At 39.3% G+C, this 21699-nt stretch carries 26 protein-coding genes; 9 read left to right on the forward strand and 17 right to left on the reverse strand.

Features of this window, described 5'->3' with window-relative positions:
* Window positions 1–92: 92 nt before the first annotated feature.
* Both IGI44_RS15070 and IGI44_RS15075 read left to right on the forward strand, forming a co-directional pair.
* Complete coding sequence (locus IGI44_RS15070; protein ID WP_438788568.1) at window positions 93–464, forward strand: hypothetical protein; 372 nt, start codon at window positions 93–95, stop codon at window positions 462–464.
* A gap of 24 nt (window positions 465–488) precedes the next feature.
* A complete protein-coding gene (locus tag IGI44_RS15075; protein ID WP_438788569.1) occupies window positions 489–1256 on the forward strand; it encodes an alpha/beta hydrolase in 768 nt (255 codons plus the stop codon).
* 138 nt (window positions 1257–1394) lie between these two features.
* Here the strand turns inward: IGI44_RS15075 and IGI44_RS15080 are convergent, their stop codons facing one another.
* The 6 genes from IGI44_RS15080 to IGI44_RS15105 all read right to left on the reverse strand — a co-directional run bounded on the left by IGI44_RS15080 (window position 1395) and on the right by IGI44_RS15105 (window position 6148).
* Window positions 1395–2621, reverse strand: a complete 1227-nt coding sequence (locus tag IGI44_RS15080) for a zinc-binding dehydrogenase (protein WP_438788570.1) — start codon at window positions 2619–2621, stop codon at window positions 1395–1397.
* 32 nt (window positions 2622–2653) lie between these two features.
* Complete coding sequence (locus IGI44_RS15085) at window positions 2654–3517, reverse strand: PTS system mannose/fructose/sorbose family transporter subunit IID (protein WP_438788571.1); 864 nt, start codon at window positions 3515–3517, stop codon at window positions 2654–2656.
* A gap of 13 nt (window positions 3518–3530) precedes the next feature.
* Window positions 3531–4343, reverse strand: coding sequence for a PTS mannose/fructose/sorbose transporter subunit IIC (locus tag IGI44_RS15090; RefSeq protein ID WP_438788572.1), 813 nt, complete (start codon window positions 4341–4343; stop codon window positions 3531–3533).
* A gap of 28 nt (window positions 4344–4371) precedes the next feature.
* Window positions 4372–4860: a mannose/fructose/sorbose PTS transporter subunit IIB gene (locus IGI44_RS15095; protein ID WP_438788573.1), complete on the reverse strand. Its 489-nt coding sequence runs from the start codon at window positions 4858–4860 to the stop codon at window positions 4372–4374.
* Between the two features lies 1 nt (window position 4861).
* The gene (locus IGI44_RS15100; RefSeq protein ID WP_438788574.1) at window positions 4862–5275 is read right to left on the reverse strand and encodes a PTS sugar transporter subunit IIA; all 414 of its coding nucleotides are present in this window, start codon (window positions 5273–5275) and stop codon (window positions 4862–4864) included.
* A gap of 72 nt (window positions 5276–5347) precedes the next feature.
* Complete coding sequence (locus IGI44_RS15105; protein WP_438788575.1) at window positions 5348–6148, reverse strand: SDR family oxidoreductase; 801 nt, start codon at window positions 6146–6148, stop codon at window positions 5348–5350.
* Window positions 6149–6517: 369 nt separating this feature from the next.
* Between IGI44_RS15105 and IGI44_RS15110 the strand changes: the two genes are divergently transcribed.
* Window positions 6518–6799 carry a hypothetical protein gene (locus IGI44_RS15110; RefSeq protein ID WP_438788577.1) on the forward strand — a complete coding sequence of 94 codons (282 nt, stop codon included), beginning with the start codon at window positions 6518–6520 and terminating at the stop codon, window positions 6797–6799.
* Window positions 6800–6843: 44 nt separating this feature from the next.
* A complete protein-coding gene (locus tag IGI44_RS15115) occupies window positions 6844–7134 on the forward strand; it encodes a hypothetical protein (RefSeq protein ID WP_438788578.1) in 291 nt (96 codons plus the stop codon).
* A 118-nt stretch (window positions 7135–7252) separates the two neighbouring features.
* On the opposite strand, the gene IGI44_RS15120 is transcribed toward IGI44_RS15115, so the two are convergent.
* The 6 genes from IGI44_RS15120 to IGI44_RS15145 all read right to left on the reverse strand — a co-directional run bounded on the left by IGI44_RS15120 (window position 7253) and on the right by IGI44_RS15145 (window position 11585).
* Window positions 7253–7726: a hypothetical protein gene (locus tag IGI44_RS15120; protein ID WP_438788580.1), complete on the reverse strand. Its 474-nt coding sequence runs from the start codon at window positions 7724–7726 to the stop codon at window positions 7253–7255.
* Between the two features lie 56 nt (window positions 7727–7782).
* Complete coding sequence (locus IGI44_RS15125) at window positions 7783–8649, reverse strand: helix-turn-helix transcriptional regulator (RefSeq protein WP_438788581.1); 867 nt, start codon at window positions 8647–8649, stop codon at window positions 7783–7785.
* A 34-nt stretch (window positions 8650–8683) separates the two neighbouring features.
* Window positions 8684–9631 carry a sugar-binding transcriptional regulator gene (locus IGI44_RS15130; RefSeq protein WP_438788582.1) on the reverse strand — a complete coding sequence of 316 codons (948 nt, stop codon included), beginning with the start codon at window positions 9629–9631 and terminating at the stop codon, window positions 8684–8686.
* Window positions 9632–9766: 135 nt separating this feature from the next.
* The gene (locus IGI44_RS15135) at window positions 9767–10366 is read right to left on the reverse strand and encodes a class I SAM-dependent methyltransferase (protein WP_438788583.1); all 600 of its coding nucleotides are present in this window, start codon (window positions 10364–10366) and stop codon (window positions 9767–9769) included.
* 4 nt (window positions 10367–10370) lie between these two features.
* Window positions 10371–10952 carry an SGNH/GDSL hydrolase family protein gene (locus tag IGI44_RS15140; RefSeq protein WP_438788584.1) on the reverse strand — a complete coding sequence of 194 codons (582 nt, stop codon included), beginning with the start codon at window positions 10950–10952 and terminating at the stop codon, window positions 10371–10373.
* Between the two features lie 54 nt (window positions 10953–11006).
* Entirely contained in the window at window positions 11007–11585 is a 579-nt protein-coding gene (locus IGI44_RS15145; RefSeq protein ID WP_438788585.1) for a GrpB family protein, read from the reverse strand.
* Window positions 11586–12112: 527 nt separating this feature from the next.
* Here IGI44_RS15145 and coaA point away from each other — a divergent pair.
* Window positions 12113–13036 (forward strand): type I pantothenate kinase, encoded by a 924-nt coding sequence (coaA, locus tag IGI44_RS15150; protein WP_438788586.1) that lies wholly within the window; start codon window positions 12113–12115, stop codon window positions 13034–13036.
* Between the two features lie 55 nt (window positions 13037–13091).
* The gene (guaA, locus tag IGI44_RS15155) at window positions 13092–14660 is read left to right on the forward strand and encodes a glutamine-hydrolyzing GMP synthase (protein WP_438788587.1); all 1569 of its coding nucleotides are present in this window, start codon (window positions 13092–13094) and stop codon (window positions 14658–14660) included.
* Between the two features lie 334 nt (window positions 14661–14994).
* Here the strand turns inward: guaA and IGI44_RS15160 are convergent, their stop codons facing one another.
* The 5 genes from IGI44_RS15160 to IGI44_RS15180 all read right to left on the reverse strand — a co-directional run bounded on the left by IGI44_RS15160 (window position 14995) and on the right by IGI44_RS15180 (window position 19274).
* Window positions 14995–16497 carry a hypothetical protein gene (locus IGI44_RS15160; RefSeq protein WP_438788588.1) on the reverse strand — a complete coding sequence of 501 codons (1503 nt, stop codon included), beginning with the start codon at window positions 16495–16497 and terminating at the stop codon, window positions 14995–14997.
* 3 nt (window positions 16498–16500) lie between these two features.
* Complete coding sequence (locus tag IGI44_RS15165) at window positions 16501–17358, reverse strand: DNA adenine methylase (protein ID WP_438788589.1); 858 nt, start codon at window positions 17356–17358, stop codon at window positions 16501–16503.
* A gap of 155 nt (window positions 17359–17513) precedes the next feature.
* Window positions 17514–17903: a hypothetical protein gene (locus IGI44_RS15170; RefSeq protein ID WP_438788591.1), complete on the reverse strand. Its 390-nt coding sequence runs from the start codon at window positions 17901–17903 to the stop codon at window positions 17514–17516.
* Window positions 17904–18021: 118 nt separating this feature from the next.
* Window positions 18022–18594 carry an antirestriction protein ArdA gene (locus IGI44_RS15175; RefSeq protein WP_438788592.1) on the reverse strand — a complete coding sequence of 191 codons (573 nt, stop codon included), beginning with the start codon at window positions 18592–18594 and terminating at the stop codon, window positions 18022–18024.
* Window positions 18595–18956: 362 nt separating this feature from the next.
* Window positions 18957–19274: a helix-turn-helix domain-containing protein gene (locus tag IGI44_RS15180; protein WP_438788593.1), complete on the reverse strand. Its 318-nt coding sequence runs from the start codon at window positions 19272–19274 to the stop codon at window positions 18957–18959.
* Window positions 19275–19430: 156 nt separating this feature from the next.
* On the opposite strand from IGI44_RS15180, the gene IGI44_RS15185 reads away from it, so the two are divergent.
* From IGI44_RS15185 to IGI44_RS15195, 3 genes are read left to right on the forward strand one after another with little or no spacing between them, the layout of a single operon-like run.
* Window positions 19431–20039: a hypothetical protein gene (locus tag IGI44_RS15185; RefSeq protein WP_438788594.1), complete on the forward strand. Its 609-nt coding sequence runs from the start codon at window positions 19431–19433 to the stop codon at window positions 20037–20039.
* Window positions 20040–20055: 16 nt separating this feature from the next.
* Complete coding sequence (locus IGI44_RS15190; protein ID WP_438788595.1) at window positions 20056–20412, forward strand: hypothetical protein; 357 nt, start codon at window positions 20056–20058, stop codon at window positions 20410–20412.
* Window position 20413: 1 nt separating this feature from the next.
* Entirely contained in the window at window positions 20414–21289 is an 876-nt protein-coding gene (locus IGI44_RS15195) for a hypothetical protein (RefSeq protein WP_438788596.1), read from the forward strand.
* The last annotated feature ends 410 nt before the right edge of the window (window positions 21290–21699 follow it).

Consider the following 21699-nt stretch of genomic DNA (forward strand, 5'->3'; position numbering starts at 1 on the left):
GTCTTTTTCATCAAAACACAAGACTTCTTGCTTGCTCTGTAGAAAAAAGAGCGTACATTAAAGACTGTAAGAATCAGAAAGCAGGTGAGAAAATGTTAGACGTTTTAGGAGCAATCAACAATCTACGCTGGACAACAGAGCACCATTTTCTGCACATCAAAAATCAGCACGAATTTATGCGCATCTGGGCAGTTCAATTTGAACTCGCTTATACTGATTTTCGTGTGATCCAAATGGCGCTGCAATTAGATAAGCAAACGGCATTGCTGCAACGCTTTACAAAAGCCTATGACGCAGTCTATCAATACGAATATGAATTCGTGAAAGGTGGACTTGAAGGCTTCAACCAGCAGTTCGGCAACCAAATCGAGGCCTATGGCGACGCTCAGCAAAGGTTATTAGCCATCCTAGATGAATTATTACAGCAACAGCCGCAAGTAACCGCAGAAAACGATTTGATTTAAATACAGTAAAAGAAGTGAGCTACGATGATCAAAGATTATGTATACGACGAAAAAAATCAATTAACTTTAGATATTTACGAACCACAAACAATCGAAGCCGCGATTATTTTAATTCATGGCGGCGGTTGGTTCCGTGGCGACAAAGCCAAAGAAACAGCTTTAGCAGAAAGACTGATGAATGATGGCTTCCTCGTTGTCGCACCCAACTATCGTTTAGCACCAGAGCATATTTTTCCCGCTGCTATGGACGACCTGCTGAAGGTCTATGACTGGCTAGCAAATAGTACGTATCCAGTGAAAGGAAAGATCACTACCCTTGGTTCTTCTGCTGGCGGAAACTTATCGATCGAGTTAGCTCTGCAAAAGGGAATCCCGGCTGCTTCTTGGTCAGGGATTATCGATCTTTATGATTGGGTAAATCAGCACCCAGAAGTCGTACCGGCGATGAATCAAAAACCTGATTTTGACAAACAAGCTAGCGGAAAAATCGATCAGGACGGCACAAACGATGCCTTTTACAAATGGTTTATCTTGAATTACGTGAATCAAGATCTGGCGCTTTTAAAACAAGCAGATCCTTTATCCCGCGTTTCAAATAACAGTGGACCAATTTTCATTGCCAATTCATTGGATGAATTGGTTCCTCTGTCTGGCGTTTATAAATTACAAAGTGCTCTAGCTGAAAAAGGTGTCCCCAGTGAAGTAAAATTGATCACTGGAACGGTTCATGGTGAGGGCTACTCAGACATCGCCTATCAAGCAACCGTGCAGTTTCTAAAAGAGAATTTATAAAAAAGAAACTACCGCAGAAACAGTTCTTTTCTGCGGTAGTTCTCTTTTTATATTTAGGTTAATTCAACTCTAAAATACGAACATTAAAAAAGCTGAACTACTGAAAACAACCAACCAATTCATTTGCTTAATTTAATTTTAAATATTTGGGTAATTATTCAGAACATAATTTTCGGCCTTTTGACTCCATATACCGTCGGTTTCAACCAAAATCTTACCCAATTCTGAATCCTCAGCAATCTCTGAGATTTTTTTCAATTCTGATTGCTTGTGGGTGTACACCAATTTTTTTCCACCGCCGATTGCTGGCTGCTCCAAGGTAGTTTCCCCTACGGCATCCAAACCTAGGATGTGGGTCACGACATTGGCCACTTTGACCTGTTTTTCTTCAATTAATTTTACGGCTTTACGCATGTCCTCGGTATTTCCACCAGAGGTTCCGACAAAGTGTGTAAAGGAATAATGAACATCATAGAAATTGACTGGTGCTGAAAATTCTTTATCCTGCGGACCAGCAAAGAAGTTTAGGCAACCATCCGGATTCAACATTTCTGCAGCCTCTGTCACGACCGCTGCGACTGGAATCATCACGAAGATATCGTCGAAGCCGCCGCCAACCGTTTCCTTTAACAGACTAACTTGATCGTCAACATCTGCGACATTTACATAAGAAACCTCGATCCCGTTTTGACTTGGATAAAGCTTTGCCGCGCGTGCTAATTTTTCTGCGTCACGATCGGTTACTACTAGTTTCTTGGGTTTAATCGGACCATGCAGAGCATAATCGATCGCTAGTAACCCCATCGGACCCGTACCGCCCATAATCAGTAAATTACCTTCAGGCTTAATCCCCATCTTATGTTCATAAGAACCTTCTTTTAAATGATAATTGGCTTCAAAAGCACCGATCACACAAGATAGCGGTTCAATCAATGAGCCTTCAAAATACGTATCGCCCTTATAAGGAATCAAGCAATCCTGATTCATAACATCTTCCGAGATCACAATATAGGTTGCGTCGCCGCCTGTATAGGGGTAAGAATACCCGGGACAGTCCGGCCGATCCGGCAATTGCAGATTGGCTTGCAGAACATAACGCTCCCCTTTTTTATACTTATGTGCCCATTTTCCACCAACCTCAAGCAGTTCGCCGCAAAATTCATGACCGATGATAATCGGATTTTCGGCTAAATCATTGGGTGCTTTTTTATGGTCCGCCCCTTGATTGGCTAATTTCCATGTCGACATACAAATGCTGTCGGTGATGACTGAAGCCAAGATTTCATTTTCTTTGATTTCAGGTAATTCAAATTCCTCCAAGCGCAAATCCTTCTTACCATATAAACGCACTGCTTTCGTTTTCACTGCTGTTCCCCCTAGTTTCTTCTATAATAATGCTAAGCTAAAATACCTAACCAATACCCAATGATTCCGACTGCGAATAAAACAAAGATTAAAACAATCGGACTGACCTTTTTCTTCAATAAATACATCATCAATAGTGTTAAACCTAACGCTGGCAATCCCGGCACCAAATCATCCAAGACATTTTGCACCGTTGTGATGACTGTTTTTCCATCCGCACCTGGTGTTTCCGATACAACTAATGGAATATTGACAGTCGTCCATTTCGTTACCAAGACCCCCATGATGAATAATCCTAAAATTGTCGCGCCTTCAGTCAATTTTTGTAATAAATTACCAGATAGATCTTTAACAATGTCCATCCCTTTACTGAAACCGTAAGTTAACCCAAACCACTTCATCGCTAAACGAATCGCGTTAAAGGCCACAAAGAATAAAATTGGTCCCATCACATTTCCAGATAAAGCCAAGGAAGCACCTAATGCTGCGGTGATCGGTCGTAAGGTTCCCCAAACCAACGGATCGCCGACACCAGCTAAAGGTCCCATCAAACCAACCTTCAAACTATTGATCGTTCCATCATCGATATCCGCACCACTTGCCCGCGCTTCCTCCATCGCCATTGTTACGCCAATCACCGGCCCACAAACGGCTGGTGTTGTATTGAAAAAAGTCAGGTGACGTTTCAAGGCTTCCGCTTGTTCTTCTTTAGTTTTATACACGCGGCGAATCGTTGGAATCATGTCTACACAAAAAGCCAAGGCGTGAATCCGTTCAAAGTTAAAGGATGCCTGCTGAAAATTCGAAAAGACAAATGTCGTCATTAAATCTTTTTTGGTTAATTGCGATTGCGCATAGATATCTTTTTTTGTTTCTACCACTGAAGTATTTTCCATTTAAGAATTCCTCCTAATCTTCTAACTCATCGTCGGCTAATTCGCCCGCAACGACCGCCGCTACTTGATTCCCCTGAACCTCATTTTTCTTAAAATTCGGATTCAGCTGTACATAGATTAAGGCAGTGATCAAGCCAATAATCCCGAAAGCCAATAAGCTAAACTCTAAGTAGCCGCCCATAACGAATCCAAGATAGAAGAATGGCATCAGGTAAGCGACACTCATCATGTTCAGCACCATCGCATACCCGACCACAACGATAAAGCCGCCGGCAACCGCCAACCCACCAGTAATCACATCGGGAATCATGTTCAACATATTCGTCACCATCTCTGCGCTGACAAAAGCCGCCACAATCGTCGCTGGGATTGCCACTCGCAACGCCTGAATGAACAAAGCACTAAAATGCAGGAAGATAATTTTATTGAAATTGGCTTTTTCCGCTTCACGATCTGCCGCATGCTGGAAAGCTACCGTAATTGTCCGTGCGATAACCGTCAATACTTGCCCCGCTGCCGCAACAGGCAACGCAATCGCGATCCCTGATTGAATATCCTGTTGACCAACCACAACTAAAATCGTCGAAATGACACTCGCCAACGCCGAATCCGGGGATTGCGCCGCACCAATATTCATCCAACCCAAAGCGATCAACTCTAGCGTTCCACCTAAGATAATTCCAGTCTGCACATCGCCTAAAATCAACCCAACCATCGTACAAGCAATCAACGGTCGATGCGTTTGAAATTCATCCAACACGCTGCCCATTCCGCATACACAAGAAAAAAGAAAAATAAAGACAATTTGTACTGCTGATAATTCCATTTTTGTGTCCTCCTCGTTATATAGCCGCTTAGAAGCCTGCTTCTTTCAGTTTTTCTTCAAAATTTCCCTTTGGATCAGTCGCGACTACCCGCAAGTCCAGCTCCACTCCCGCTGCTTCTAACTTACGAAACGCATCTGCTTCTGTTTGATCGACTGAGACTGCCTTGGTGATCTGTGTGCGACCTGTTTTGAATTGCATTCCGCCAATGTTGATGGATTTGATTGGAATCTGCATTTCGACTAACTCCAATACTTCCATTGGATTCGTGAATAGATAAAAGACGGTTTCATCTGCATATTTTGGATTGTTGTAGACCTTCACCGCTTTTTCTGGATCAACGATATTCACCTTGATTCCTGGCGGTGCCGCTTGTTTCACCAATGTTTTACGAATTTCGTCATTGGCGACTTCTTCGCTAACGACAATAATCCGTTTTGCGCCCGCTTCCTTCGCCCAAACCGTTGCGACCTGACCGTGAATCAAGCGATCATCAATCCTTGCTAAATTGATTTTCATCTTAAAACTCCTCCTCTTCTTCAATCACCTGTTGTTTAAACGCTTTCACTGTATCGCAGGGAATACTTGTAGCATGATTCACAATATCCTGCAGATTGTTTCCTAACATACTGGCTACCTCTAAGACAATCGGCAGCGACATCCCCGATACCACTTCAATCTCCCGCTCAGGATTTTTTAGTGCCACTGCACAGCTGGCATTGTAAGGGGTCCCGCAAAATAAATCCGTTAACACCAGATAAGACGCTGTTTCCTCACACATTGCCGCAGAAATCTTTTCTTGAATCGTGTCCAAGCCCTCTTCCTTCAAAAATTCCACTGATTCAAAATCAGGCAGTGCGCCAAAAATCATTTCCGCGGAATTCTTCATCTCATGAGCCAGCTTGCCATGAGCCACTAAAATTACTTTGTTCATAAGTCCCTCCCAGTTCTGTATTGATTGATAATTCTGCCGACCGCGCATTTTCACGATAGGCAGAATCAAAAATTACCCTCGTGTTTTGCCGCCAGCAACGTTGACAGTTACGCCATCCACATAGCTAGAGCGGTTAGAAATGAAGTATGCTACTAAGTCTGCTACTTCCCTTAATTTGCCATCGCGTCCCAAAGGAATTGTTTTAGTATTGGTGTAGCCGGCGCGTAATTGCTCCACTGAAATCCCTCGCGTATAAGCCAAGGCTGTTTCATACTCGATCGTGCGTAGGCCCGTTTCCTCCATAATCCCAGGCGCGATTCCCACAACGCGAACCCCTTTTTTCCCTAACTCCTTTGCCCAAGAACGAGTGAAGCTGTTCACCGCGGCTTTCGTCGCCGCATAGACACTTTGGCCTTCCGAACCTTCTAATCCACATTCCGAAGACATATTGATGATGACACCATAGCCTTGTTCAACCATTACACGACCAACTGCTTGCCCCATTAAGTAGACACCCTTTTGATTAATCGCGATCATCTTATTAAAAATCTGTTCGTTGATTTGGAATTTCCCGTCTTCGGTCATTTTTTCATCGACCAGCAAGGCTGGAATGTTGATGCCGGCATTATTCACTACCGCATCGATCGATTGATACTTCGCCACTGCTGCTTCTACCGTTTCTTCTACCGATTCAGGTGACGTCACATCCGTTTGACTGAAAAATAGCTTCTCGTGTGTAAATGATCCTTCGCGTAAATCCGCGTTAACAACATTGATCCCTAATTCACATAACTCCTTAACAATGGCCGCTCCAATTCCTGATGAGCCTCCCGTAACAATGACCGTCTTTCCTTCTACGCCTAACCAATCCATTGCAAACGCTCCTTTTAACATTTGTGATTTCTTTTTAACATTTGTTGCACCTTTATAGTAACCGCACAGGAAAACGTTGTCAATAACTTTTTGCAACTTTTTTAAAACGAAATCACAAAAGTGCAAAAAAAGTAGAACAACCGTTTATTGCTTTTGACCTTAGCGAGTGAACGCTGTAAGTATAATGTGAGCGTGTTTTTCGCTCACTCCTTAGGTCGTAAGACAGCTGGGGTTGAATCACATTTACGGATGTTAGTATTCAAGGGTCAAGAGTTAGATGAGGAGTACATAAAGATTAAAGATAGTTAAGTTACTGCGAAATTATCCATTTCAGGAACAATTTCCCTTGTTTCAGGAAGTATTTCCCTTTTGAAATTTATTGTGTGCTACATTCGAATTGCTTCAAAAATAATTTTAAGAAGTGTTCGTAATGCAAAAGGTAAAAAATTAAATATTCAAGAAATGCAAAAAATTAGCGGAGGAAATTCTGGTAATCCAGGTACATCGAATTGGATTAATGGTTTGGGTCAAGGAGGTAAGAAATCTTCCGGAGGTTCTTCTGCAATTGGACAAGGTTTTAATAATCAAATCGGACAGTGCATTGCTTGGGGATTATCAGGTCTTCGCGGTCCTCAAGGATGTGGGGGTTAAAACTTGTATTGAAAGTTTTCGATTAAAGAAAGGGGCTATTCTTTATGGTGTCTAAATCTACTATTATCGGAACCATGCAAAAATTAGATATTGCGTTAAAAATATCTGGTGAATCTTCTGAACTATCGTTGTATATTAATCAAACTTTAGAAATTTTGCGTAAAAGTGAAGGAGTTGCTTTCACTGGAGCTTTCCAACAATTCCTCAATAAGGCGCCTATAGTTAAATCTGAATCTACTATCAATTTTAATGATTTAGAAAACTCTCTATGGGAAGAGCTTTTTTCTATGAGACAGTTGGGAAATAATCTTTGGGGATCAAGTATAGGTTGGTAAACAATATTAACTTGTTCCTGAATCAATAAAAAGTGCTCAAAAGGTTGATGAAATCAACCTTTTGAGCACTTTTTATATTCCCTTTAAGACGAGTCTCTCAACTCGTCCAGATAAACTACTATTCATAAACCAATTCCATAATTGTTTCCTGCTGTTCTTCAGGTATTTCCTCATCACTCAAATAATACTCATAAGAAATCCCGCTAAATTTCCCACCAATTTTTTTAATCTCAGCCATCATAGCGAAATAGGGCTCCGTCATATCATCATATCGCCCGACATAAAGTGCAGATAACGCCTTGTAGGACGGAAGAAAATAGCTGTCACTTTCGATCTCCGCAGCATTTTTGACTTCTTCTGCCACGGGAAAGCCAACCTCCATTTCGACAGCTGATTCATCTAGTCCGCCGTTTTCATCCATATTTTTGAAAGATACGAAGGGTGTGCTCAAGATTTGGATTCCCTGTTCTTGAATAAACCCGCCTTGCTTCATAAACGTTGGTCCAATGACTTGAGGAATTTCTTCGACCTTCACCGTAAAGGTTTGAGAAAGAATCCATTGATCGGGTTTAACGATTTGTTCAAATTTCATTGATGTCGCCTCCTTTTTCTTAAGTGTAACGAATAAAAGTGCCAGAACCTGTCATATTAAAAATGATTTTCGTAAAAAGCAGCCACATAATTTAACACCTTCTCGCGAATCCAATCCGGTCCAAGAATTTCGACATTTTTACCCAGCGGAATTAAAAAGCGATAGAGATCATCAAATTCCGCAAAGGTCAAAGTCGCATCAAAGCTACTATCAGGATTGTCCGTCCAAGCAAAATCCGCAAACTCAGCATATTTTTTATAAGCGATCCGCTTGCTGAAACGCAGATGAACAGATAGCTGCGGAAAATTCAGCACTTCTTCTGGAAACGGATAGTTGATCGGCTCTTTTAAAAAAACATTTCTGATTTGTTTGAGGGGGAATAATTCCCATTCTCGCTTACTTAATTCCCACGCCAGCAAATACCACGTTTGATACTTGTACAGCACCCGTTTTGGTGCCAGAGATAAAAGTCGGGTTTGACCATACTCAGTGTGGTAAACACACTCGATCGCAAAATGATTGAACAACGCCTCTTTGATTTGCTCAAAGGTTTGGCTGGTAATCTCCGTCTGACTCAAATCGACCTCCAGCCATTCGCTCCAATCATAGACCGTGCCCATTTTCTTCAGCAGCTCTTCTGTATCAGCTAACCCCACGGATTGCAATAAGTGCAGGGCTAAAAACAAATCATCCTGCTCCGCCTTATCGATCAAGGCATTGCTGACATGATAGGAATCATCCAAAAAAATTCCGCCATTCCGACCTTTATTGGCATAGACGGGGACTCCCGCTAAACTCAGCGCATCGACATCACGATAGATCGTTCGAACCGAAACCTGGAATCGCTCCGCTAATTCCTTTGCGGTGACATGCTTGCGGCTCAATAAAATTAAGGTTGTTTGAAGCAAACGAATAACTTGCATGGCCCCTCCTTAAATAGAAAAAGACAGGACTCACCTATCTTTTCAATACTTCTCGTGCGGTTTCTTCTGTTGTCACTAATACATTAATATAACGGCCTTTTAGTGCGCTGGCGATCGCGTCGGCTTTATCGACTGCTTCTGCTACACCGATTCGATACGGTGTTCGCTTCAAATCAGCGATATCGATCCCGATTAACCGATCATCTAAGGTGTTATCAATATGCTCTCCCTCAATGTTATAAAAGCGCGACACCACATCACCTACCACTTTTTTCCCTTCCAGATAAGCCAGTACATCTTCGCCATAGAACTGCTTCCAGCTTTCACTTGCCTTCAAGGTTGGCGAGCCGATCCCTAAAATCGCGATATCAATTTTGCGCCAATAATCGATCAATTCTTGATTAAATTCATTTTCCATCAAGGCTTTTTTCAACGCGACCGTTTCGGGAAAAGCAGGCGAATCAATCAACAACGCACGACCATTCAGTTTCTTTGAAGCTTCATAGGTAATCGTGTTGACGTGATAATCACTGATCAAACGTCCAGAAGGACCGCCGATCATCGGTACACAGAGAATATTCTCTACAGCATAATCGGTCAAACCCTCAGGAATCGCCGACATGGTTTCGCCCCACGAAAAGCCAAAGATCATATCGTCTTTGATAATTTCTGTCAGGTATTCACCGACCCCTTGTGCTAACAACTTGTCCTTTTGCGTACGACTCAGATCTGTCCCCGCCTGTACGATGATTGCCTTCTCCAAGTCGAATTTTTCCTGCAATTCCTTTTCGATACTGTAGGTTCCGGCCTTATCATAATTGATCGAGATATTCACGATGCCCTCATTTCGTGAGCGCTTCAATAAACGACTAATCGTGCTGCGGTGAATATTCAGCTCTTTAGCGATCTGACTTTGATTTTTATCTTCTTGGTAGTACATTTCAGCAATGCGAACCAATAATTTATCTTCTTCTTTTTGCATGAACTTGCCTCCTTATCACATTTGTGAAAAACATGAGTCAATGTGATTGTACCCTTTCTTTGACTGTACTTGCAAGCCTTTTCCCTAAACGCAAAAAAATCCCACTCATTCAAAAATGAATGAACAGGATCAACTTTATTCCTTCACACTGCGAATAATGTAATAGCCTTTGTCCTTCGCCACAATTTCAGCGTTGCCAAAAACTTCTTCCATCTTGTTTTTTGCACTAGGTGCTCCTTGTTTCTTCTGGATCACGATCGTCAACGTCCCGCCGACTTTTAGCAGCGGTTCTGCTTCACTTAAAATCTGGTGCACGACTTTTTTCCCAGCACGGATCGGGGGGTTACTGATGATTGCGGCGTATTCTTGCTGATGCAAGGTCTCATAGATATTCGATTGATGAATATCTGCCTCGATCCCGTTGCGCTTCGCATTCCCCTGTGCTAGTTCCACCGCACGGTTATTCACATCGATCATTTCAACTGGATGCCCCGTTTGATACGCCAAAGCCATGCCGATTGGTCCATAGCCGCAGCCCACATCTAACAATGTTCCTTCCGGTAATTCCTCCGCATCGAAATGTTCGATCAAGGCACGTGAACCATAATCAACGGTGTCACGAGAAAAGACCCCGCTATCCGTCACAAATTGAAAATTTTTGCCTGCTAACTCAAACGACCATTGATGCAGATCGTGCGCCGTCTCAGGATTTTCCGAATAATAATGATTTGCCATAAACTTACCCTTCTGCTAATAAAATTTCTTTGATATCACGGGCGATCAAAGCACCTAGGAAATGATAGCCTTCATCTGATGGATGGATGCCATCGAATGTTTGCACGAACTCATTTGGTTTTGGATACACCGTCATGTGATGGTATAGATCAATCACATTGACGCCCGATTCTGCTGCCACCATCTTCGCTTTTTGGGCGAAAAGCTGTTGTTGTTCGTTGTCACCCTTTGGATAAATCTCTGTATTGATATACCCAGTCGTCAATAAAATCACTTTTGACGCATCAAAGGATTCAATGATTTCTTTCATATTTTCGCCGAAGGTAGCCAATGAATCCGCATGTTTCAGCGAATCGTTGGTGCCGAATGAAATGACCACAAAGTCACCTTCAGCATCCACAGCTTCTTCCACACGAGCCAATCCATCAGATGAAGTCTCGCCACGATTGCCTAACTGAACTAAAGTGTAGCCAGGAAAGCCCATCTCCGTCAGCTCATCAAGAATATACTTATCTAAAATATCACTGGTTTCACCATTCATCACACCAGCCAATAAACTGTCTCCGAATAAAACGATTTTTTTCATCCTACGCACTCCCTCTTACCATTTTCTTCCTTATCATAGCACGAAATGCGAAAATTATTTAGGCAAATAGCGCGAACCAAATTCCTCACGAGCCTTTTGACTATATTTCTGCACAAATTCTGATTTCTCATCCGTATAGGCATCACGATTGTGCTCATACTTTTCTTTTAACGCAAGCTTTAATTCTTCATATTGCCGCGCAACTTCTGGATACTTCCGTAGATAATCACGAAAATAGAGCTCATCCCAATCTCCTATAGCACGAACATGCAGATGATACACCTTTTCCGCAAATCCTTCCGGTGTATAGCCCTTATTCAAATCTAGTGTTTGTTTTTTCTGATCTTCAATCATCAAGATCCAGCCGGCTTTTTGCAACCTCGCTGAAGCATCTTCCATATCATACCCGTCAGGAAATTCCAGCAATATATCCACGATCGGTTTCGCGATCAAGCCCTCGACTGAGGTACTGCCAATGTGATTGATTCGTTGAATCGGAAAATCTGCGAACAACTTCGTTAACTGCTGCGCTTCCTCCTCGTACCATCTTTTATATTCCGAGCGATGTTCCTTCAAAATGATTGGAAATAGTTCCCACAATTCCGCCAGCGTCATTTCTTCCAGTTTCTTCATTTTACCCCGCCTTCTTGAATCTCTTGCATCTATCATACACTTTTTCAGAATGCTTCTCAGCTTTTCTTAACATCTACCTAGTTTTTCCCTCCGCAACTAAAAAAACGATGAAACTCCTACCATTATGATAGCTTTTTCCGCTTTTTTTCGGCTAAAATGGCATATAACGTTTTGTGTCAGGAAATTATTCGGATTTCTTAGAAGCAGAGCAATTTCTTCCACCATTTTTATGGTAGAATAAGCGCAGTTGCCAGTTCAGCTTTTTACTTGAAATTGACTGGAATGCGCATGAATACCTTAATAGGAATAAGGATGCCAGTTTGCGAGTTCCACTTCGTACTTTTAGTACGATTAGTAGAATCGTATGCGCAACGACTATCAGAATTATTTTCGAGGTTTTGGAAAATAATTTCCTAAATAGGAGTTAGCCTTGTTTTGATGATTAGTTGAATGGTATACGGCATGAAGATAGGATTCATTTTTCGATTTTGAAAAATGATTACTTTAGTATGAATAAGGAGGTTCTTATGAACGAAAGAGGGAACTATTTCCGGATCGCCCGCGATCAGTGGCAGGATTTCTACACACCGGGAAATACACCGTTGACGCAAGCAGAGCTTGATAATATCAAAAGCTTGAACGACCAAATCTCGATGAAGGATGTGGCCGATGTTTATGTACCCTTATGTCACCTGATCCATCTTTATATGAAGGATTTTGAGTCGCTCACGTTAAGCAAAGGGTTGTTTCTGCACCGTTATGTGAAGATGCCGCCGTTTATCATCGGAATCGCTGGAAGCGTCGCTGTCGGAAAAAGTACCACCGCTCGTTTATTGCAAACCTTATTAGATCGCCTATTCAAACATCAAACAGTCCAATTGATCACCACTGACGGTTTTTTATATCCAAACGCTGTCTTAGAAGAACGCGGAATCATGGATCGCAAGGGATTTCCCGAAAGTTACGACATGGAGAACCTGATTGATGTGCTGAATGAAGTGAAATCAGGCAAAGAAAATATTCCTATCCCAAAATATTCCCACGACGTCTACGATATCGTAGAAGGTGAATATGAAACGATCGATTCGCCAGATATTTTGATTGTTGAAGGGATCAATACCTTGCAACTGCCAGCCAATCAGCAAATCTACGTCAGCGACTTTTTCGACCTGTCGATCTATGTCGATGCCGATCCGAAAATGGTGGAGCGCTGGTATATCGAGCGTTTTGAATCCTTGCTGGACACCGCCTTTAAAGATCCAGATAACTACTATTATGACTATGCTATTGGGGATCGCAAAGAAGCGATCGCTATGGCGGAGGATGTCTGGAAAAATGTCAACTTGAAGAATTTGGAAGAGTATATCTTGCCAACGAGAGGTCGAGCTGATATTATCTTGCACAAGGCAAAACATCATATCATTGATGAAATCTATTTGCGTAAATACTAGCTTATAAAGAAAGCGTGCTTTCTTTTATAATAAAACTTGAAAAGGGGTAATAATTGTGACAAACGTTTCTGCCGAAATGACAAACGTAGAAAAAATCATCGTACTCGACTACGGTAGTCAGTACAACCAATTAATCACTCGTCGTATCCGTGAATTCGGTGTCTTCTCAGAACTTATGAGCCACCGCATCACTGCTGAAGAAGTCAAAGCCATGAATCCAAAAGGGATCATCTTATCTGGTGGCCCAAATAGTGTCTATGACGAAGGAGCCTTCTCCATCGATCCAAAAATCTTTGAATTAGGTATTCCCATCTTAGGAATCTGTTACGGCATGCAGCTGATCACATATAACCTAGGCGGAAAAGTTGAACCCGCAAAAAACCGTGAATACGGTCAAGCAACCTTAGAAGTCGTTTCTGATCACGCGGTACTATTTGAAGGAACGCCAAAAGAACAAACAGTCTTGATGAGTCACGGAGACCTAGTAACTCAAGTTCCCGAAGGCTTTGAAAAAGTCGGTACCAGCAAAGACTGCCCAATCGCAGCGATTCAAAATACTGAACGCAATATCTACGGGATTCAATTCCACGCAGAAGTGCGCCATTCAGAATACGGTAACGAACTATTACGTCACTTTGCCCTAGATGTCTGTCAATGTAAAGGCGACTGGACGATGAGCAACTTCATCGACATGCAAATCGCAAAAATTCGTGAACAAGTCGGCGACAAAAAAGTTCTACTTGGCCTATCCGGCGGTGTAGACTCCTCTGTCGTAGGGGTACTTTTACAAAAAGCCATCGGTGACCAATTAACATCGATCTTCGTTGACCACGGTCTATTACGTAAAAACGAAGGCGAACAAGTCATGGAAGCACTTGGCGGAAAATTCGGCTTGAACATCATCAAAGTCGATGCCAAAGACCGTTTCCTAGATAAATTAGCTGGCGTTTCTGATCCAGAGAAAAAACGTAAAATCATCGGAAACGAATTCGTTTACCTATTCGACGATGAAGCCACTAAACTTGCCGGCCAAGAAGGCATTTCTTTCTTAGCCCAAGGTACGCTTTATACCGACGTCATCGAATCTGGTACCGAAACAGCTCAAACAATCAAATCTCACCATAACGTTGGTGGATTACCAGAAGACATGCAGTTCGAATTGATCGAACCATTAAATACCCTATTCAAAGACGAAGTACGGGAATTAGGAACACAGCTTGGCATGCCAGACTCAATCGTATGGCGCCAACCATTCCCAGGACCAGGTCTAGGTATCCGTGTCCTTGGTGAAATCACCGAAGAAAAACTAGAAATCGTACGGGAATCAGACGCCATCCTGCGTGAAGAAATCGCCAACGCCGGTCTTGACCGCGACATCTGGCAATACTTCACTGTCCTACCAGGCATCCGTTCAGTCGGTGTTATGGGTGATGGCCGTACCTACGACTACACAGTCGGTATCCGCGCGGTTACCTCAATCGATGGTATGACCGCAGACTTCGCACGTATCCCATGGGATGTCTTGCAAAAGATTTCCGTTCGAATCGTGAATGAAGTCGCTCATGTCAATCGGATTGTGTATGATATTACGTCTAAGCCGCCAGCTACTGTGGAGTGGGAATAAAAGAGTAAGTGAAGTTGGCGCTGCAATACTGATTTAACAATGTTTTTGAAGTTGTAAAATGGATAAAAAAGAGGAAATTTAAATACGTTCCCCACCAGCCCCACCACCAACTTAATCAATAACTAGCTATATAATTAGCTCGATGAGTCGAAATACTTCGGTATTTCGACTTTTTTAGATATTTTTTCTTACACATTTTATGGTTCTGTTTCCTTTATAAAAAATTGTCCTATTACGATATAAAAAAAGACCATAAAAATACCGACCTCCAGAAGTTAGATCTTTGGGGGACGGTACATAATTTATTATCCTATTCAAGTTTAGTAGATTGATCTTAAATATTTTGAATCAAATATTCAATAAAAAACGAGGAGTTAGTCCAATGAGTTTCTATTGTATTTATAGAAACAGCTTTGTCTATCCAGTGTATAGACAAATTTAACTCATCAATAAAATCAGCTAATTTATCTAGATGCCTTAAAGAACGTTCCTCAAATACCTTATTCTTTTTCAAATATTGTTTCAAATCTAATATTTTCTTTCTATTTGAAATATCATCTATTTTATTTTCAGCATGTTTTATTTTTAACTTTTTATCGTTTGTAATTATATACTTCGGAAAGCTACTTTCATTTCCATGTAAATTCGATAACAAAAATTCATTTATGAGGGATTCGATTGTTGCTCTTAATAAATATCCTGTTGCGTATGGATATTCTTTAATTCTGATAGATTGTATTTCTTTCAAAAGGTCTTTACATTTACTTGGTTTCATACTGTCATAAATAGTCTGATCAATTGGATTTAGATTAGTTTTAGGTTTTGGCTTAAATGGTTTGGCTGGCGTTTGAGATGGCGAACTTTCAGTTATACTTTTTCCCTCTTTATTCTTTTCATCGTTGGATTTATCAGGACTAGTTGCTTGTCCTGACTGATTTGGATTTAGATTATTGCTTTTGGGAACATCTTCATTTGTGTCCTTTGTAGATTCTTCAATATTAGATTTTGAATTTTCATCAATATTGTCATTTGATGGCTCTTGATTTATCTCGCCTATTATAGGTAATAATACTTCTTCAATCCTTTTTCTTTTATTGAATTCTCGCGAAATTGAAAAATTTTCAATTTTAGACATTTCATTAATTTTAACTATTACTACTCTAATAATCTCCATTCTCTCTTTAGTAAAAGTATCCGGATTCTTCTTATCGAAGCCAATTGCGTCTCTAACTTCTATATTACTAAACAATCTATTAATGTTAGTATAGGCCATTTTATCTCTAACATCTTCATTGAAATATTCCTCATATTTATCGCTTATAATTTTAGCAATTGAACTATTAGTTTTCTTATTCGTACGTAATTGAAAAATTTCTTGCTCTTTTGGATTCCAAGCTTTAGTACCTCGACCTTTATCTTCACCAGAATGTAGTCGTTGCATGATAAAGAAAGCTTCTTCCTCATTAGCAACTAGACAGTCAATCTCTTCTAAAGAAACCTTTGCAGAATTATCCTTTTTCATTTTCTTAATTCTGTCAATTTGATTCTTTGACAAAAAGGTGAATGTCTCTGGGGCCGAAATCAATTTTATACAAGCTATCCTTCGGTTCCCTTCATAAACCGTATACCGGTCATTTCCCTTCTGTTTAACGACAGTAATAAGACTCGCATTAACCAATCCATTATTATAAATATCTTGAGCGAGATTAACCATATTTTGATGTCCAGCAGCATCAAAAAGTTTTTTTAAAGTATCTTGCTCAGTTGTAGCAACGTCATGCCTTGGATTCTCAAAATAGTTATCAATTTTCCCTACCTTTATTTTTTCAATACCCATACCCTATACCTCCAAAAAATTTAAGTACTCATTATCCTCTATCCTTTTAACTTTATTTGAAAAGAATAGGAATTCAGCACCTCTTTTTTTTGTCTGCAAAGTATATGATAGAGTAAATTTTATACTGTCAACATTGCAATACATACTATCAATTTCAGGTGCCAAATCATAAGTAACAATCCACTTTTTCTTATCTAGTTCATCTACAATTTTTTTTGATAACGTATAATGATCACCCATACTGTAGAAATTAGTATATAGACCTTTCCCCTTTTCAAAATAAGGAGGATCAAAAAAAGTAAATGCCTTTTTTTCCTTTTTTATTACATCATCAATGAAATCTAGAGCTTCTAAGTTGTAGATTTTAATTCTATCTCTCACAGAGGCTATCTTTAATATTTTAGCAATTATCTTTGCCTTATTAAAACGACAATCAATTAGATAGTTACCTGTCTGCTGATACCCTCCAATCGGACCTGCTTTATCAATAATTCCTGATCTATTAGTCCTATTGAGAAATAATGTTGAAAAACCAACTTCTGCTACAGAATAATCATAGATATTTTCTCTTATTTTTTTTTGTCTATGCCATTCTTTCAAATCAATATTTGTTGACTCAATTTTCGCTATTAATTCATCTGTATGATAGAGAACACTCTCCCAAAAACAATAAATACTATAATCATAGTCGTTAATAATTATTTTTTTTACATCCTTGCTTAAGAGTAGTTCCAAAGCAAGCCCCGCACCTCCACAAAAAGGTTCAATATATGTATCAACATTATTTTCTGATACTAACGCCTTAATATATTTATACATTTTATGTTTCCCGCCAGGATATCTTAGTGGTGATGGATTCATTGGTCTCCTCCAACAATAATTAGTGAAAGTATTTTAAAACATCCAATCTATTATACCATATCAAGCAATTCATCTAGTACTTGCTATTCTATTTCATTTTTTGATAAAAGTTTAGTAAGTATAGATAACTTATTACTAAATAAAAAAAATTGCCTTTATCTAGCCTTAACATTCTCAAAACAAACAATGTATCCCGCTAAATCACCCCAGCGTTTTCTTTCTTCTGGCAACCTAAGTTTTTCCATCCATTCCCCATTCAATCCCATTTGTTCTCCTCGTCTATAAAATGCCTTCAAATTAATAATGAATGTATTATGAAGACTAGTTCTTAATTTATCCTTATCTTGTTTTTCTTCCTTTGAAAAATAATTCCAATCGGTTCTCATTTTACAATAGGCTAAAGCTGAATTTACAACTTCTTCCCATAATTCGTGTAAATAATCATCTTGGTTATCTAGTACCTTGAAGATTGAATTATAAATGTCTAATGAATCTTCAAATGATAATGAGTCTTCCTCTTTCAAGTATCTAATGTAATCAAACATGTAACTACCTCCTCATTTCTTTATAACCAACTATACATTTAACTTGTTAGCCTTTTCAATAGTTTTTTTATAACACACTATATAAATAAGCCATCTCACAGCGAGACGGCTTTCTATCTCAATTAATTTCAATAAAATAGTCACCTACAACATCACCACTAGAATTAATCAAAAAATCTTTCCCCAGCTTTTCATAATCGATATAACTTAACAAACTACGTGGCACTTCATAATAGCCCAATGCCACTAAGGAATGCCCTACCTTCTCATATTTACTTAGATTTTCACTTCCACCTAAATGAATAATGTTCACTTCTTTTCCATCACAATCAGCGATATACTGAACCACTTCTTCTGGATAACTCATATAATCCCTCAATTCATCATATTTTTCAGCTAATCGTTGTGGAAAATCATATTCACCTATCGAAAATGGTGCATCATAATCAGTAATGAAGTATTCCTCATAAGATTCTCCATTTTCATCTATGAACTCATTTCCAACATAGATCGTCTTATACGCTGCTTCCAAGTCTTTTTCATCAAACGGAAAATGAAGATACACACCCAACAATACTCCTTCACGATATGCCCTTAAGTTCGTAAGATACAGCCAATGTTTACTATAACCACCCGCTCTTTTTCCATCCTGTTTTTGCATCATTTCTTGTGTTACAACAATTTTTTTCATGTCAATTCCGCCCTTCTGTTTTTGACCATCCATTTTGTTTCGAGCTGAGGCATCTTTAAGAACTTGATTTTTGATTTAGTTTTCAAAAAGCCTCGTATCGATTTTGAGTGGAATGGTTCATTTTGCTTTTTCGCTGTCGGCGCAATTGACACAGCAATGTTCTTTTGTAATGGAAAGGGACAAATTCATTTGAGCGGCTTTGCCCGACCCTTACAATGAAAAAAGGTTATTGCTAAATTGCTTCTGCCGATACGAAAAAGTGAAAGGAATCCTTCATCAAACCGCACGAATGGGAAACGAAATTTACGAAATTGCAGTTTTATGCAAAATAAAAAACCGCCAATATTGACGGTCTCTACAATCTATTTTTGCTCCAGTTTTATAATTCTTTCAATAATATTGAGCAGTTCATCTTTGTTCTTTGATAAAGATAGAGCGTGAATAACAGCAGCTTCTCTATTTGTTGTTGTTCCAAAAGAAAAGAAAGCTGGATAATCTTCATCAAGCGCTTCGATAATTTTTTCCAGAGTACTTATTTGAATGTTTGCAGACTTCCCACGTTCAATCCTACCCAAGTACGAAACATCAAAGCCTATTTTCTCAGCTAACTGTTCTTGAGTCATATTTTTAGCAGTTCTGAGTTCTCTAATACGATTCGCTATTTCCTGTTCTAATTTCATAATGACTATCCCCTTTAAACTCTCTCAATCAAGATTAAAGGTATTTCATCATTTTAGTTAGAATTTATTAATCCTTTAATCGGATATAAAATAGACTAATAAGTCCTTTTTAAGGTATAATTACATTGGTTACTAATTAAAAAGGGAGTGCATACAATGAAGTCTAATAATGGGTATGTTTGGGGAAAAGAAGAAGTTCTAAACTATTTATACAAAAAGCAGAAACTTACCGCTGCCGTTCAGGATGCAAGGTATGAGTTATCTGTTGCCAAAAATAGTTTTATAGAACTCAAAAGGAAATATAGAAAATACTTTGCATTGATGATTATCGTTCGCTTTTGTGTAGGTTTATTACTTCTATCTAAAGAGACACTGTTAGACATTTGGGGCGCAGTTTGGTTGATAGCGTTAATCGCATTAATTATTTTGAGAGTGCGTGGTGGGAAACAAGCAAAGTTAGATATTCAATTCGCAACGCAAAATTTATATAACAAACAAAATGATAGTAGCTATCTCGCTGGTATGAATGACTTTCCTCAAAAATTTTATTCATATTGGACTATTGATCGTCTAATCAATCTGATAAAAGAAAATCGTGCTTTGACCATTCAAGAAGCTTTTAATATTGCAGAAAATCAAGATTTTCAAAATGATCAATTAGCTTTGCAACAACAAAATCTTGCTGTTGCAAAATCAACAAACACAATAGCTTCTATATCAGCGGCCGCAAGCGTCGGAACTTTTTTAAATACCCGTAAAAAATAGGAGGCTCTCTATAAAGATGAAAAAGAAACCCATAATCATTATTGCAGTAATTGTAATTGTTAGTATCATTGGCTTTTCACTATACAATAATTCAAAAAAATTGAACGGCGAATACACCGCAAAAATACATGTTTTATTCATGGAATCAACAAGCACACTCTCATTTGAAGGAAATACTGTTACAGAAATATCCAAAGGAAAAGAGAAAAATAAAGGAACCTACGAAATCTCTGAAAGCAAGTTAGAAATGAAATTAGGTGATTACAACATAACTGCCGAACTTTCAAAAGATAAAAAATCATTTGTAATACAGTCAGCAGAAGGGCTCGTTGGACTGACAAATGGAACAAAATTTGAGAAAGAGGATAAATAGCATGAACAAGAAAAAGAAAATCATTTTAGCTATAATCGCTATTCTTGTTGTCTGTATTGGATCCTATGGCGTTGTTCGTCATAACAACGAAGTACAAGCACAACAGAAACAAGAGGCTCTGATCAAGAAAGAAAAAGAAAACCTTGAGTCCGCTAAGTCTGCTGTCGATCAAGCTTATAAGACACGAGACAGCAAAGATATTGAGGCTGCAAATAAAGCGATTGATAAGCTATCTGACAGCCAAAAAGAAGAAAAAGCAAAGCTTTCTAAAAGAATGAGTAAGCTTGACGGCTTAATAAAGCAACTATCTGAAATTAACTCAGCGCTCGAAAAAGCTAATATATCAAAGACGGATACCGATATTAAATCAGTACAAACATTACTCGACAAAGTAACTGATGACTATCTTAAAAATGATAAAAAGGCAATACAAAACAAATTAGATGCTCTAAAAGCGCAAATTGTGAAAGATGTCGAAAAAAAGAAAGCCGATGCAAAAGCGGCTGAGGAAGCAAAACTAAAAGAAACGGTGCAAGCACAACAAACTCAGCAAAATCAAACCGATCAACAAGCACCAAGCATAGATACAACTACAGCACAAAATAATCAGGCATCAGGTCAACCAGTCTATCAAGAACAGCCACAACAAAACTATCAGCAACCTGTTTATCAAACACCCGCAGAACAGCCGAATTATCAACAGTCAGCACAGCCGAATAATAATCAACAACCCGCTCAACAGACACCAAATAAACCTAGCACGCCATCTCAACCAACAGGCCCAAATGGCGGAAATGGTACAGCAAATGGAGCTGGAATCGTCGATAGCCCAGGGGGGTGGGATACAGCCGGAAATGTGGGCATGGAATGGCAATAGTAGATACTAACTCGATTCTCTCTGAGATCGAGTTTCTTTTTTGTTTAAATAGTTATTTATTAAATAGGAAAAACACGAAGCGCCCTGCTCCGTGTTTTTTGTCTTTACTTGTGTATTTGTTAACTAAAGTCCTCTAAAAATTGAGAGTTTGCCTTTTATTTTGCATACGCAAAATAAAAAAGTGAAGCTGCGCCCCACACCCCATACAATTCATGAAAATATTTTTTATTCTCAAATCCTATCCCTAAATAAAAGTTACCTTAAAAAATATTTTTGTCAATAAAAATCAGTTGATTTTAACTTTTTCTTACGTATTCGTTTGCGCGCTAAAGTAAAATTCACTGAAAAAGAAAGGGGATTTTCAAAATGAAACCTTCATAAATATAGAAAGAGATTTGCGCAGGCACACA

Origin of the sequence: Enterococcus sp. DIV0756, assembly GCF_051710745.1 — a bacterium.
Lineage (GTDB): Bacteria > Bacillota > Bacilli > Lactobacillales > Enterococcaceae > Enterococcus_A.

What these genes read in the sequence shown, in the direction of transcription:
- IGI44_RS15130 (WP_438788582.1), bottom strand. Translation starts at nt 9,631, where the DNA reads ATGCAAAAAGAAGAAGATAAATTATTGGTTCGCATTGCTGAAATGTAC.
- IGI44_RS15070 (WP_438788568.1), top strand. Translation starts at nt 93, where the DNA reads ATGTTAGACGTTTTAGGAGCAATCAACAATCTACGCTGGACAACAGAG.
- IGI44_RS15190 (WP_438788595.1), top strand. Translation starts at nt 20,056, where the DNA reads ATGAAAAAGAAACCCATAATCATTATTGCAGTAATTGTAATTGTTAGT.
- IGI44_RS15185 (WP_438788594.1), top strand. Translation starts at nt 19,431, where the DNA reads ATGAAGTCTAATAATGGGTATGTTTGGGGAAAAGAAGAAGTTCTAAAC.
- IGI44_RS15170 (WP_438788591.1), bottom strand. Translation starts at nt 17,903, where the DNA reads ATGTTTGATTACATTAGATACTTGAAAGAGGAAGACTCATTATCATTT.
- IGI44_RS15160 (WP_438788588.1), bottom strand. Translation starts at nt 16,497, where the DNA reads ATGGGTATTGAAAAAATAAAGGTAGGGAAAATTGATAACTATTTTGAG.
- IGI44_RS15115 (WP_438788578.1), top strand. Translation starts at nt 6,844, where the DNA reads ATGGTGTCTAAATCTACTATTATCGGAACCATGCAAAAATTAGATATT.
- IGI44_RS15140 (WP_438788584.1), bottom strand. Translation starts at nt 10,952, where the DNA reads ATGAAAAAAATCGTTTTATTCGGAGACAGTTTATTGGCTGGTGTGATG.
- IGI44_RS15125 (WP_438788581.1), bottom strand. Translation starts at nt 8,649, where the DNA reads ATGCAAGTTATTCGTTTGCTTCAAACAACCTTAATTTTATTGAGCCGC.
- IGI44_RS15085 (WP_438788571.1), bottom strand. Translation starts at nt 3,517, where the DNA reads ATGGAAAATACTTCAGTGGTAGAAACAAAAAAAGATATCTATGCGCAA.
- IGI44_RS15095 (WP_438788573.1), bottom strand. Translation starts at nt 4,860, where the DNA reads ATGAAAATCAATTTAGCAAGGATTGATGATCGCTTGATTCACGGTCAG.
- IGI44_RS15120 (WP_438788580.1), bottom strand. Translation starts at nt 7,726, where the DNA reads ATGAAATTTGAACAAATCGTTAAACCCGATCAATGGATTCTTTCTCAA.
- IGI44_RS15090 (WP_438788572.1), bottom strand. Translation starts at nt 4,343, where the DNA reads ATGGAATTATCAGCAGTACAAATTGTCTTTATTTTTCTTTTTTCTTGT.
- IGI44_RS15165 (WP_438788589.1), bottom strand. Translation starts at nt 17,358, where the DNA reads ATGAATCCATCACCACTAAGATATCCTGGCGGGAAACATAAAATGTAT.
- IGI44_RS15195 (WP_438788596.1), top strand. Translation starts at nt 20,414, where the DNA reads ATGAACAAGAAAAAGAAAATCATTTTAGCTATAATCGCTATTCTTGTT.
- IGI44_RS15075 (WP_438788569.1), top strand. Translation starts at nt 489, where the DNA reads ATGATCAAAGATTATGTATACGACGAAAAAAATCAATTAACTTTAGAT.
- IGI44_RS15100 (WP_438788574.1), bottom strand. Translation starts at nt 5,275, where the DNA reads ATGAACAAAGTAATTTTAGTGGCTCATGGCAAGCTGGCTCATGAGATG.
- IGI44_RS15135 (WP_438788583.1), bottom strand. Translation starts at nt 10,366, where the DNA reads ATGGCAAATCATTATTATTCGGAAAATCCTGAGACGGCGCACGATCTG.
- IGI44_RS15175 (WP_438788592.1), bottom strand. Translation starts at nt 18,594, where the DNA reads ATGAAAAAAATTGTTGTAACACAAGAAATGATGCAAAAACAGGATGGA.
- IGI44_RS15180 (WP_438788593.1), bottom strand. Translation starts at nt 19,274, where the DNA reads ATGAAATTAGAACAGGAAATAGCGAATCGTATTAGAGAACTCAGAACT.
- IGI44_RS15105 (WP_438788575.1), bottom strand. Translation starts at nt 6,148, where the DNA reads ATGGATTGGTTAGGCGTAGAAGGAAAGACGGTCATTGTTACGGGAGGC.
- coaA (WP_438788586.1), top strand. Translation starts at nt 12,113, where the DNA reads ATGAACGAAAGAGGGAACTATTTCCGGATCGCCCGCGATCAGTGGCAG.
- IGI44_RS15145 (WP_438788585.1), bottom strand. Translation starts at nt 11,585, where the DNA reads ATGAAGAAACTGGAAGAAATGACGCTGGCGGAATTGTGGGAACTATTT.